This is a genomic window from Sulfoacidibacillus ferrooxidans (genome assembly GCF_022606465.1).
In the GTDB taxonomy this organism is placed as follows: Bacteria; Bacillota; Bacilli; order Alicyclobacillales; family SLC66; genus Sulfoacidibacillus; species Sulfoacidibacillus ferrooxidans.
Genome location: NZ_JALBUF010000001.1, coordinates 722,234 through 734,595, shown reverse-complemented (window position 1 = coordinate 734,595; position 12,362 = coordinate 722,234). Strand labels below are relative to the sequence as shown.

General features: G+C 43.9%; 13 protein-coding genes. 10 read left to right on the top strand and 3 right to left on the bottom strand.

Annotated features, from left to right (window positions below):
• Positions 1-227 precede the first annotated feature (227 nt).
• Positions 228-1,634: a purine-cytosine permease family protein gene (locus MM817_RS03590; protein ID WP_241712058.1), complete on the top strand. Its 1,407-nt coding sequence runs from the start codon at positions 228-230 to the stop codon at positions 1,632-1,634.
• 132 nt (positions 1,635-1,766) lie between these two features.
• On the opposite strand, the gene tal is transcribed toward MM817_RS03590, so the two are convergent.
• Positions 1,767-2,864, bottom strand: a complete 1,098-nt coding sequence (tal, locus tag MM817_RS03585; RefSeq protein WP_241712057.1) for a transaldolase — start codon at positions 2,862-2,864, stop codon at positions 1,767-1,769.
• On the bottom strand, positions 2,864-4,894 hold the full coding sequence (tkt, locus tag MM817_RS03580) for a transketolase (protein ID WP_241712056.1): 2,031 nt from the start codon (positions 4,892-4,894) through the stop codon (positions 2,864-2,866). Before tkt ends, tal begins: the two co-directional genes overlap by 1 nt.
• 367 nt (positions 4,895-5,261) lie before the next feature.
• On the opposite strand from tkt, the gene MM817_RS03575 reads away from it, so the two are divergent.
• Entirely contained in the window at positions 5,262-5,624 is a 363-nt protein-coding gene (locus MM817_RS03575; RefSeq protein ID WP_241712055.1) for a YlbF/YmcA family competence regulator, read from the top strand.
• A gap of 2 nt (positions 5,625-5,626) precedes the next feature.
• Positions 5,627-6,310 (top strand): metal-dependent hydrolase, encoded by a 684-nt coding sequence (locus MM817_RS03570; RefSeq protein WP_241712054.1) that lies wholly within the window; start codon positions 5,627-5,629, stop codon positions 6,308-6,310.
• A gap of 107 nt (positions 6,311-6,417) precedes the next feature.
• Here MM817_RS03570 and MM817_RS03565 read toward each other — a convergent pair whose 3' ends face one another.
• Complete coding sequence (locus MM817_RS03565; protein WP_241712053.1) at positions 6,418-6,732, bottom strand: DUF3243 domain-containing protein; 315 nt, start codon at positions 6,730-6,732, stop codon at positions 6,418-6,420.
• A gap of 184 nt (positions 6,733-6,916) precedes the next feature.
• Here MM817_RS03565 and MM817_RS03560 point away from each other — a divergent pair, with 184 nt between their 5' ends.
• The 7 genes from MM817_RS03560 to MM817_RS03530 all read left to right on the top strand — a co-directional run bounded on the left by MM817_RS03560 (position 6,917) and on the right by MM817_RS03530 (position 12,223).
• Positions 6,917-7,219 (top strand): cbb3-type cytochrome c oxidase subunit I, encoded by a 303-nt coding sequence (locus MM817_RS03560; protein WP_241712052.1) that lies wholly within the window; start codon positions 6,917-6,919, stop codon positions 7,217-7,219.
• Between the two features lie 170 nt (positions 7,220-7,389).
• Complete coding sequence (locus MM817_RS03555) at positions 7,390-8,229, top strand: ferritin-like domain-containing protein (RefSeq protein WP_241712051.1); 840 nt, start codon at positions 7,390-7,392, stop codon at positions 8,227-8,229.
• 170 nt (positions 8,230-8,399) lie between these two features.
• Positions 8,400-9,224 carry a hypothetical protein gene (locus tag MM817_RS03550; RefSeq protein WP_241712050.1) on the top strand — a complete coding sequence of 275 codons (825 nt, stop codon included), beginning with the start codon at positions 8,400-8,402 and terminating at the stop codon, positions 9,222-9,224.
• A gap of 70 nt (positions 9,225-9,294) precedes the next feature.
• Positions 9,295-9,675, top strand: coding sequence for a hypothetical protein (locus tag MM817_RS03545; RefSeq protein WP_241712049.1), 381 nt, complete (start codon positions 9,295-9,297; stop codon positions 9,673-9,675).
• A gap of 42 nt (positions 9,676-9,717) precedes the next feature.
• Positions 9,718-10,716 (top strand): heavy metal-binding domain-containing protein, encoded by a 999-nt coding sequence (locus MM817_RS03540; protein ID WP_241712048.1) that lies wholly within the window; start codon positions 9,718-9,720, stop codon positions 10,714-10,716.
• Positions 10,717-10,751: 35 nt separating this feature from the next.
• Positions 10,752-11,567, top strand: a complete 816-nt coding sequence (locus tag MM817_RS03535; protein WP_241712047.1) for a heavy metal-binding domain-containing protein — start codon at positions 10,752-10,754, stop codon at positions 11,565-11,567.
• Positions 11,568-11,614: 47 nt separating this feature from the next.
• Complete coding sequence (locus tag MM817_RS03530; RefSeq protein ID WP_241712046.1) at positions 11,615-12,223, top strand: PspA/IM30 family protein; 609 nt, start codon at positions 11,615-11,617, stop codon at positions 12,221-12,223.
• Positions 12,224-12,362 lie beyond the last annotated feature (139 nt).

Below are 12,362 nucleotides of genomic sequence, written 5' to 3'. Positions count from 1 at the left end.
AAAAATAGATTGTGTAAAAGGATGTAACAATATGCGGAACTCATAAAAGTAAATTTAATCCTTATTAAGGTATAATTTCATATTTTTTATAAGGAATCTAATATTTATACGAACGATTATTAAATTTTATCTGGATATGTTCGTGTTTTCTATTGACTGAATCCAATAGATCCGTATCATAATAAGTAGCGACAAATAAAGATCTTTATAAAATGAGGGAGGTTCCCATGGAGTCAGTAAATGAGAACTATTATGGAGAAGAAGTCCTGCATGTAGAGCCCCATGGCATTGATCCGATTGCTTCAAATGAACGACATGGCAAAGCGCGTAACCTGTTTACGCTGTGGTTTAGCGCCAATTTAGAATTCGCGACCTTAACTTTAGGTGCATTGTCTGTAGGTCTGTTTGGTTTGAATTTGGCACAGGCGGCCATTTCAATTATTGTAGGCACCATGGTTGGCGCTGCAGCCATTGGATTTCTCACTACATTTGGCTATAAGTGGGGCATTCCTCAGTTGATTCAGTCTCGAGGTGCTTTTGGATTTTACGGTAATTTTCTTCCCTCATTACTTAATTTTATTTCCGGAATTGGTTGGTATGCTGTCAATACTGTATTAGGGGTATTTGCATTGCAGTGGCTGCTCCCGATTGGGTTTGCACCTGATTTGCTGATCATGATTATTATTCAAGCGGTCGTAAGTGTATATGGACATAATCTTATTCATTTTGTGGAGCGTATATCCGCCCTATTTCTAGCCGTTATATTTATCGTAGTGACTGCATATGCAATGGGACATATTCATTTTTCGATTCCTGTAAATGTGAAAGCTCCGCTCTATAGTGGTTTATTTGGATCATTTGTATTAGCAATTGGTAGTTCGTTGTCGTATATGATGGGGTGGTTAACCTTTAGCTCTGACTATAGTCGCTATCTTCCCCAAAATACATCATCTGCAAAAGCATTTCACTCTGCTTTTTGGGGTAATGTGATTCCAGCAGTATGGCTTGAGTTTTTAGGTGCTGGCTTAGCTACCGTGAAAAATATTACAACACCAACAGATTTGGTTACTGGGTTGATGCCTCATTTCTTAGTAGTTCTAGCGATGCTCGCCATTATCTTAGGTACAGTAACTGCCAATGTCCTCAATATTTATTCTGGATCATTATCGCTGCTTGCCATCGACGTGAAGTGGGTGCGTGCGATTGCTCCAAAACGCTGGGTTGCGGCCTTATTACTCGGTGTTTTTGGAGGCGTTCTCTCATATCTCGCAGGGGCAGAAGGTTACTACAACAGTTATAATAACTTTTTGTTATTGCTCGGTTATTGGGTCAGCCCTTGGCTTGCTATTGTGATTGTCGACTATGTTATGCACAGAAAGAACAGCCACAATATTCGTGACTTTTACGAAGGCAGTGGGCGGGTGCGAGCGGGATTGTGGTCGTTTATTATTGCGATTGCCGTTTCTAGTCTCTTCTTTAATCAAACGTTATTTACAGGTTTGATTGCTTCAAAATTACCTCAACTCGGTGATATTTCTTACTATGTAGGTTTTGTTGTTGCCGCTGTTCTATATATGGCATTTTCAAAGCTAGGAAAAAGACCACAAGTGGATCGCACGGCAAAAGTAGCATAATTCGTTGTAGTACACGATGTGCTTTCTAAAGTAGAGATGCAAAAAGAGCAGCAGTTTCGCACAAGATAGGCGAAACTGCTACTCTTTTTCTATAGTATTGATGCCATGCCAAGACAATCTAAGTGTAGGACATTAGCTATGTTTAGCCATAGCCTCTTCAATTGCAGCCATGAGATGAGTAAATGAATCTTTAAATTGAACAAGTCCTTTTTGCTTTAGTTCTTGTCCTAGACTTTCGATATCGATGCCTGCTTTTTCACATTGTGCAAGCACTCCGACATCCTCAGAAGCATGTTGATCCACTTCTAGCTTAGCTACACCATGATCTAAAAATGCGGCTAATGTTGCGGGGGGCATCGTATTGACTGTGTTTGGTCCAATAAGTTCATTGATATAAAGTACATCTGATAATGCTTGGTTTTTCGTACCGGTAGATGCCCACAACGGACGTTGCACATGTGCGCCAAGTGCTTGTAACTTTGCAAAACGATGACTGGAAAACATCCGAGAAAATTCTCTGTAGATGGCTCGGCTATTGGCCACAGCAACCTTGCCAATTAAGTCCGCGACGTCCTTTTCCGCTGCCAATCCTTCAATGGCAGTGTCTAAACGGCTCACAAAAATACTTGCAACAGATGCTACGGAGTGGAGTTCTTGACCACTTGCAGCACGTCGTTCTAATCCTCGCAAATAGGCACTCGCTACTTGTCGATAATCATTCATCGTAAAGAGCAACGTGACATTGATGGGAATGCCCTCGCCAATGAGTTCTTCGATGGCTAATAATCCTTGCGAAGTAGCAGGGACCTTAATCATCAAATTGGGTTTGTCGATCCACTGCCATAATCGTTTTGCTTCAGCAACTGTTCGCTCATGGTCATCACATAAATCCGGTGGTACTTCTAAGCTTACATAACCGTCTGCGCCTTTTGATGCATCGTATACAGGGCGTAAACTATCTGCCGCAAGAGAAATATCTGCCTTTACTAAGGAATCGTAAATGTCAATAGAAGTGGCACCAGACTGTGCAAGTTGCTGAATATCTTCTTTGTACAATTCACTTTTTGCAATGGCATTTTCGAAAATGGACGGATTGGACGTTACTCCACAGAGTCCTTGTGCAATTTGTTGTTGCAATTCTCCATTGTGCAACATGTCTTTACGAATGTAGTCAAGCCAAGGACTCTGTCCAAGAGCGATCAGTTCTTGCAAGCGTGTAGAAGAAGCCACTATGCTTTACCCCTTTCCATACTGCGAAGCGCAGCCTGTATGACTGCCTCTTTTGTAAAACCAAAGTGCTTCATCAATTCAGGTAACGGGGCCGAAGCGCCAAAATGATCAATGGCAATGATTTCACCCGTTGAACCAACATAGCGATCCCAGCCAAAAGGATGTGCCATCTCGATGCCAACTCGAGCAGTGACTTGTGTTGGCAAAATAGATTCTCGATACGCCTGTTCTTGCATCTCAAAGAGTTGAAAGGAGGGAATACTTACAAGGCGAACAGATACGTCTTGTTGTTCTAATTGTTTTTTTGCTTCCAAGGCAAGGCTTACTTCTGATCCAGAAGCGATGAGAATGACATCAATGTGTTCTTTATGCTCAGGACTGATGATATAGGCTCCTCGTGCGACACCATCTGTTGCAGATTGATCGGTGCCAGGGAGAATCGGCAACTTTTGACGTGTTAGTGCAAGCGCAACTGGATGTTCTTGTTGACTCATCGTATAGCGCCAAGCCGCAATGGTTTCATTGGCATCAGCTGGGCGAATAAGAATGACATTTGGTATCATACGCAATGATGCAAGTTGTTCGATCGGTTGATGTGTCGGTCCATCCTCGCCTACACCGATGCTATCATGAGTAAAAACGTAAGTTACGGGTAATTTCATCAAGCCAGCTAAACGAATAGCAGGGCGTAGATAGTCAGAAAAGACAAGAAAGGTGGCACCATAAACGCGTACGCCGCCATGTGCAGCCATCCCGTTTAAAATAGCCCCCATCGCATGTTCGCGCACGCCAAACCAAATATTGCGTCCACCGTAGTTTTCCGGTGAGAACACAGTCTCCTCTTTCATGGTCGTCTCATTGGAAGAGGCTAAGTCGGCAGAACCTCCACATAAGTTAGGTATGTGTTTTGCAAGAGCGTTAATGGCTTGACCAGATGCTTGACGCGTAGCTAATTCCGATGAATCTTTCGTGTAGGTAGGAAGATCGGCATCCCAGTTTTCTGGAAGACGACCATGGACGATAAGTTCAATTTCGCGTGCCAAATCGCTGTACTGTACGGTATAACGTTGCAGTAGTTCATTCCATTCGCGTTCAAGTTGAATGCCTTTTGCAATGGATGGTGCAAGATATTGGCGCACTTCGTCTGGAACTGTATGACTTTCTGTATAGTTCCATCCGTATGCTTTTTTTGTTAGAAGCGCCTCGTCACTACCAAGTGGCATACCATGTGCCTTTGAAGTGCCTTGGCGTGCAGGGCTACCAAAACCAATGGTGGTTCGCACTTCAATTAAGGTTGGGTGGCCAGTTTGCGCCTGTGCAGTATGTAATGCTTGTTCTATAGCCACTACATCGTTTCCATCATCAACGCGTAAAACATTCCACTGTGCAGCTATAAATCGAGCGCGAACATCTTCTGTAAATGCTTTATCTGTTGGTCCGTCTAAGGAGATGTCATTCGAATCGTAGAGGACGATGAGCTTATCTAAAGCAAGGTGTCCTGCCAATGAAACAGCCTCATAGGAGATCCCTTCCATGAGGTCGCCGTCTCCAACAAGAGCGTAGGTGTGATGATCAAATAAGGGAAAGTCTTTGCGATTGTATGTAGCGGCAAGAAACCGTTCGACCATGGCCATTCCCACTGCATTTGCAATTCCTTGTCCTAATGGTCCAGTAGTGGTCTCTACGCCAGGTGTATGGCCGCGTTCTGGATGCCCAGGTGTTTTACTCCCCCATTGACGAAACTGTTTTAAATCATCAATGGATAGATCGTATCCAAATAAATGGAGAAGACTATACAGGAGGGTAGAGCCATGGCCTGCAGATAAGACAAAGCGATCCCGGTTGACGAATGAAGGATTTTTAGGATTGTGCCGTAAAAAGGAATGCCACAACGTGTATGCCATCGGGGCGGCTCCCATAGGAAGGCCAGGATGACCAGAGTTTGCTCGTTCAACACTGTCGATACACAGTGTACGCAAAGTAGTAATCGTCAATTCATCTAATGCTGTCATCACAGAATGATCTTGCATAAAGTGGGGTCGTCCTCCTCGAGATATTACTTCACCATAATGACTCTATTATGCCAGAAATAAAGACGTGGACAAAGAAACTTTTTCTTTATTTTAAAAGCCTGTTCAAAAAGGGGGCAGGTAAGACCCGCGCAGTGCAAGGAAGCGAGCCAAGAATGTGGACTGAGCGTACGTTTTGGGTACGTGAGGGAGCGTTCTTGGCGCTGACGCTGCAATGCGCCGGGGAGTTCTGATCCCTTTTTGAACAACCTCTATAAAAATGATTATGGAATGAGTGAAACAACGGTCGATATGTTTAACTTTGTTGTTGCGAAAACATGGATTATACTTATAAAGAATGAGAATGAAGACGTGTGGGGGGCATTCGATGAATCCTTACGATAAAGCACATGAGTTAGTACGTGCACTACGCGAATCAGAAGAATACAGAACGATGAAACAATCAGTAGACCAAGTTTCTGGTGATGATCAAGCTAAACGAATGATTACCGATTTTCATATGAAGCAGTTGGAATTTGAACGCAACCGGTTATTGGGTCAAGAGCCAACGCAAGAAGATCAAGAAGATTTACAGAAACTTTACGACGTTTTACAACTGCACACTGCCGTTCGCGATTATTTGCGCGCAGAGTATCAATTCGGGATGATTATTCAAGACATTCAAAAAATCCTTTCTGATGCGCTTGAAGAAATAACGATCATGCCAGAACTGACAGAAGGAAGTGTATGACAATGAAACTTACATACTTGGGGCATGCCAGTTTTGCGATTGAAACAAAGTCTCATCATCTGTTGATCGATCCATTTTTATCGGGTAATCCTAATTCGTCGATTGCAGCTGATGAAGTAAAGGCAGATGCCATCTTATTGACACATGCTCATGCCGACCATGTGGGAGATACAGTTGCTATTGCAAAGCGCACAGGAGCAACTGTTGTTGCTGTGTATGAGCTAGCTGCATGGCTAGCAGCACAAGGTGTGAAGACACATCCGATGCATTTAGGTGGATCGCATGTTTTTCCGTTTGGTCGTGTTAAATTGACATTAGCCTTCCATGGTTCAGCCATTGAAACCGAATCGGGCATGATCTATGGAGGGAACCCAGCTGGAATTTTATTTACAGCAGAAGGTAAGACGTTTTATCACTCAGGGGATACGGCGTTATTTGGGGATATGAAATGGATTGGTGAACTCAATGACATCGACGTTGCAGCTTTGCCCATTGGAGATAATTTTACGATGGGTCCAGAGGATGCCTTGATTGCTGCGCAGTGGGTGAAGGCAAAGACTGTGATTCCTATGCACTATGATACATTTCCATTGATCGCACAAGATGCAGCATCTTTTGTGCACCAACTTGCAGATAAGGGTATCGACGGAAAAGTGTTAAAGCCAGGGGAATCATTCACTGTTTAATCCCCGACATACATGTGATAAAGGAGCAAAGATGATCAGCACGATCGTGCCGATCATCTTTGCTCTTACTGTTTTTAACGCAATTAGTTTGATCGAGCGTATGTCTTTTAATGGGTCGTGTGACTTGATGCCATGTTAACCATGATGCGTGCAAGTGCACGTTGGTCTTCTTTTGGGCTGCAGTCCCACATTTCCTTTAGAAGTCGTTCTTGTGGATTTTTTGGATCAATTTTATCCGCAAGATAATCCCCTAGTTTAAAGGCGGCATCGTCAATGTGCTGTTCAGACACACCCATGCCCTCTGCGCGTTGCACCTGTGCTCCAAGGAACTCACGCCATCTGCTAAAGTCATCAAGGACCTCGCCTGAGTTGACTGCTCGCTCCACGGAGTTTTTAATACTACTTTCTGGGGTTTGATTCATCTCGTTACCTCCTTGGACTTCATAATCATTGATTTCTGTGCTATTGTTTGCCCCAGTAATGCCCTTTATGCATGATGATTGTTGTACGAATGATCACATGTGAACAAATGAAGTCTAAAATCACAAAGGTGTTGCATATGTATCAGCCAGAGAACTTGTCTTATGAAGAAATGGGGGGCGTACTGTGTTTCGACCGACTAAACATGCAAAAAAAAGTGTATCTTTGGCTTATGTGATCGCTGTGCTAGGTATGTTGTATCTCATGATTCCTCGACTACCTCGTTTTATGTGGAATCAATCTGGGGCTTTTATGATCTTGTGGATAGGGTTTGCATTGTTAGTCATGGGAGCTAATTTGTGGTTTTTAGTAGGTGCAGATAAGGAACGGAGGGCGAGTCGGTCTAAAACGTTCTTGCCAGTACGACAAGTCGTAGCTACTCCTGGTGAAGGAGAGAGGCCAAAACAAAAACGACAGATGAGAGGATAGGTGTTCATTAGGAGATGAAGATCGCGTAATCGATTCTCACAGATCTTCATGTGGACTACAGGCGATAGGGGTATGTGTGTATTTTGAGTCAGATCATGTGTGAATGTTGTCTGTCCCCTGTTCACGGAGTAAAATGATACAATAGAGGTTCGCGCGAGGGGGCGATTACGTTGCGGATATATCCTGATCTCAAAGAAAACGACCCAATTTTACAGTTGTTTCATAAAGGTGTGAAAGGTCAGTGGTCTTCAAATGACTTTGATTGGGAGCTACCTTTCCATCTAGATGAAGCAGAAGCAACTGCATTTGCCCACATCTTAACTCCTGTATATCTTGGTGAACAAACAGCAATGCTCGGAGCATCGACGATTTTGCCGCACTTTGCAGAGGCCCATGAGACGAGTGCACAGTTGTATATTACTACGTTTATGTTAGATGAGGCGCGCCATTTTGAGATGCTGACGAAAGTATACCGGTTATTAGACAGAAGGCCATTAGAGGTACGGAATCTAAGAGAGATGTTTCGGTATCATTATCGTTTGTTAAAATCCAAAAATCGCCTTGATTGGTTATTTGGTATTCTGATTAGCGATTTATTTGCCAAAAACTTTTATGGTGCATTTCGCAAAACATTCCCTCATACGTTATTTGGGAAGTTATCTACGCGAATTATACTGGACGAAGCTCGACATCAGGCTTTTGCTGAGCATTACATTGGCGCTATGCGTGATGAGATGCCACATGAGGTGCGCGACCGCCTGCTTTCTATGCGTGATGATCTATTGTTTATTATGCATGAGATGTTGCACAAATTGCAGGATGAAGCGGGTGTTGTAGGGATTGATGGGTATGAAATTTTGCAAGAACTAACTCATGACGTTGAGAAAAAAGTTCATGTCATGGGGTTGGATCAAGATGAACGGGAAGCAGCCTTGCGCGAAGAGGAAGAACGGGAACATTTGGCGCTCATGGCTGTGTCTGATGAGGAAATATTGTTGTCAAATGAATAATCAGTATTTCTGATACTCTTCGTGCTTGTGCATGGAGAGTTTTCTTGTGTCATGACAGATAGAAAGGGTAAGATACAGAAAGATACGTACGATAAGAGGAAGTGGTCTGACATGGGTTCGCATGTATGTGCAATGAAATGTAGAGATGTCGGACGGTAGGAGGAAAATCTGTGGTAAAAAAAGCACCATCTAAAGCAGAAACTTTAGAAACAGGGCAAGACGATGAGAAGGCTTTATTAACAGAAGCATATGATGTATTGCAAACAACGATTGGAGAGTCTGATCCAAAACGGAGAGCGGATATTGCGCAACAGGCACTGGTCATCTCTCGTAATTGTATCGAGGCATGGCTGATGTTGGCGCAAGATGCAGCAGAAAATTTTGAACAGAGTAAAGAATATTTGAATCAAGCAGTAGAAGCTGGGAATCGGTTATTTGCGTTACGAATGGAAGAATGGAAAGGGAAGTTTTGGGATATACCTGAAACTCGGCCTTATATGCAAGCGCGATCGGCATATGCGCAAATCCTTTGGGAGATCGGCGAGCGAGATGAGGCCGTGCGCATATTTCGCGAATCTCTAGAATTAAATCGCACAGATCCACAAGGAATACGATATATTTTATTAAAAGCTATGCTCGATGATCACCGCTTTCAAGATGCCTATGATTTGATTGATAGCTACGATAACGAGCAATCGACTGTGTTTCTTTACGGACGATTATTAGCTATTTTTGCATTGCAGGGCGATTCATTGATGTCGCGATCTGCATTTTTAGCGGCTCGCAGACATAATGTTTTCGTGCTGGATTATCTTTTGAATGTGCGTCAGCTACCTCAAAAGATGCCTCGAGAAGCGCTTCCAGGCGATGAATCTGAAGCTATTCGCTATACAGCAGTCTTTCAAAACTCATGGGATGACGTTGATGGTGCGATCGATTATCTGCGAAAACAAAAAAAACTGCGTCAAGATAAAGATGCAAAAAAGAAACGATGAAACTTTTTGGCGTATTATGCGTATGTAAAGTAGCATGTATGCAGTTGCTTTTAGGGTGGTGAGGACGACGATGGAGGACGATCTTCAGTTTGATTTAAATTCCGCATCATGGCGCCATAGTCACGATGATGAACTGGCATACATCGAGGCACTCGCAGTTCGTCTAGAACAATCGCTTCCGGATCTAGTAGTAGTTACCCGTCAAAAAAAACTATTTAGTAAGGTACATCATGTGGCAAAAATCGAATTACAATTAGGGACGGATAGCTATATTCTAACACTTGATGGTGCGCGTATCGTTGCTACAAAGGCTAAAGCAGTGCGGGGAATCGTATTGTCTAGTGAAACGTTAACAATGAAAGCATGGCTTGACGAAGTGTCTCGTGCCATTGGGGTTTATGCGAGCGAACACGAGGAGACGAGACAATCGCTTGAAGATTTCTTACTGTAATGGCGATGAAAGACATCCGGTGGAATGTATGGAGGTGAGTCGATGTTTCGTTTTCGCTTCGGATTTTTGTCTGGGAAAAAAGAGGATCAATCAGCAGGAACGATGTCTTCCAGTGCTTCTCTTCCGCCTAAGTTAGATTTGCAAAGATTACGGCAAGAAGGGATTGCGCGATCTGAACGATCCCTACAAGCGCTTGAGCATGGACAATTGCCACCCAATGTCATTGCGAGATTAACGGATCAGGGAAAAGGACAATTACCGTGGACAAGTGATCTTAGTGTGAATGAATGGTTGTCGCTTAAGCGGTATAAGTTGCATCCTTTAGGGCAGGTCATGGGGAGTACGTATTATCAGATTGGTTACGTGCGTACACCTAACGCTTCTGGGTTTGGCGGATATTTTTCTGCATCGAGAGAACTTCAGGCTCCGACTCAAGCGCTGTATGAGGGACGCAAACGAGCGATTGCTAGATTATTGCAAGAAGCGACTATGCTTGGCGCTAACGCAGTGGTCGGTTTTCGTATGGATGAAAAAGGTTATGAACCGAAAGACGGTTTGATAGAATTTGTGTGTTATGGAACGGCAGTGCGTGTGGAAGATTTGCCGAAATCTGAGACGCCGATTGTGTGTTCTGTATCTGGGCAAGATTTTGTGCGACTGATTGCGGCAGGTCAATTGCCTGTAGGATTAGCACTAGGTGCTACAGTCTATTATCTGCAAACTGATTGGTATGATATGAGCCAAGAGCGCAGTTGGTATAACCAAGAAATGCAAGGATTTACGCAAGGTGTGTATCAAGCGAGACACCTCGCTGTGCGCAAATTGCGTGAGGACATGGGGAAGATGAAAGCAACAGGAGTTGTAGGCGCTGACTTTACAATGCGTGTAGAAGAAACATCGCGCGGTGAGGCAACTGAAGAGGGCGAAGAGATCATCGATCATATTCTTGAAGTGGTAATGATGGGGACCGCAGTATTACAAGTGGAACCACATTCATCTGAGCGGTTAACTATTGAATCAGTATTTGATTTAAATTCCTAGCAATGACGATGTAAGTACATAAGGGGGTTTGATCCATGGCAGATCAGCAGTTTAATGATTTACCTAAACACGCACTTGAACGACTTGCAGGGTTGCGCGATGCCAATCATCCAGGTGGGGTTTTCACAAGTGATTTAACAGTTAATGAATTTTTACTTGTGCGGGAAGCAGGCTTTGAACCGATTGGCATGGTGGTAGGTAGTTCTATTTATCATATTGGGTTTCAACAAGCTAGTTACCGTAACAATGAAGAATTACAGGTGCTTAGTCAGGCGATGTATCACGCGCGCGAACTGGCGATGTCTCGTATGGAAGAAGAGGCACAGGCACTTGGCGCAGATGGTATTGTCGGCGTTCGACTAGAGGTTGGTCGTTATGAGTGGGGCGAAGATCTGGCGGAATTTATCGCAATTGGAACGGCTGTGGCTGCACGCAATAAAGGAAACTATAAAATGGCTAATGGGAAGCCATTCACGAGTGATTTATCAGGTCAAGATTTTTGGGCGCTGTTGCGCGCAGGGTATCGACCGCTCTCGCTTGTCATGGGAAGTTGTGTGTATCATGTGGCGCACCAAGGATTCCGTCAGTTCTTGCGCACAGCTGGTCAAAACTGTGAGATGACCAATTTTACACAGGCGCTGTACGATGCTCGGGAGCTTGCGATGGAACGGATGCAGATGGAAGCGCACACGGTGAAGGCAGAAGGCATTGTGGGTGTCAATTTACACGAAAAAAGTCATGGTTGGGGCAGTCATGTGATTGAATTTTTTGCTGTAGGAACAGCGGTTGTACCTACATCAAGTGATCATACGATTCCTACGCCGCAAATTGTGCTATCGCTAAACGACTGACATTCATCATGAAGTATGCTGGATGACAATGCAAGGAGGCGGACAGCATGGGGATTTTTAAACGCGCCGCAAAAATTGTGCAGGCACATGCGGAAGATTATAAGGAACAACATAAAGATCCGCATGCCGAGCTACAAATGACGTTTCAAGAGATGGTTGTGCAAGTTGGTGAAGTGAAGCGCATGGTCGGTGAGATTGCAGCTGCAGTGTTGCGATTGCAGCGGCAAATTGAACAACTTGAGGCTAAACTAGCTGATTATGAAACACAAGCAAAAGAAGCTCTTGTACAAGGCGATGAAACTCGAGCGCGTGAACGTTTGCAAAAACGGCAACAGGTCAAGGAAAAGATAGAAGGTTTGCGTCAGCACGAGAAAGAATTACGGGGTAAGCTAGAGCACCTGAAGGATGCGCAAGAAGAGCTCAGTGAACACGTAAAAGATTTTCGCGATGCAAGAGATGATGCACAAACTCGTTTAGCATCAGCACAAGGTGTACTCGCTGTTCAAAAAGCGATGACATTAGCACAGGACGCGAAAGATCATGCACTCACTGCAGTTCAAGATGAGGCGCGCGTGGCTGAGGCGAAGACAGAATTAACACAGTCTATCGATCAAGAATTTGAACGGTTATTGCGCGAGACAAAGGATGATCACTAGTATAGTGGATACAATCGTATCTGAAAGGTAATCTGATCCGTGTTGCCTAGATCTCTTTAGGGCAGCTCGGATTTTTGTATATTGTTCAAATTCTTACGTGGAATGGTGTAGCGTGCACGTAGAAATGTGGTAGGATGTC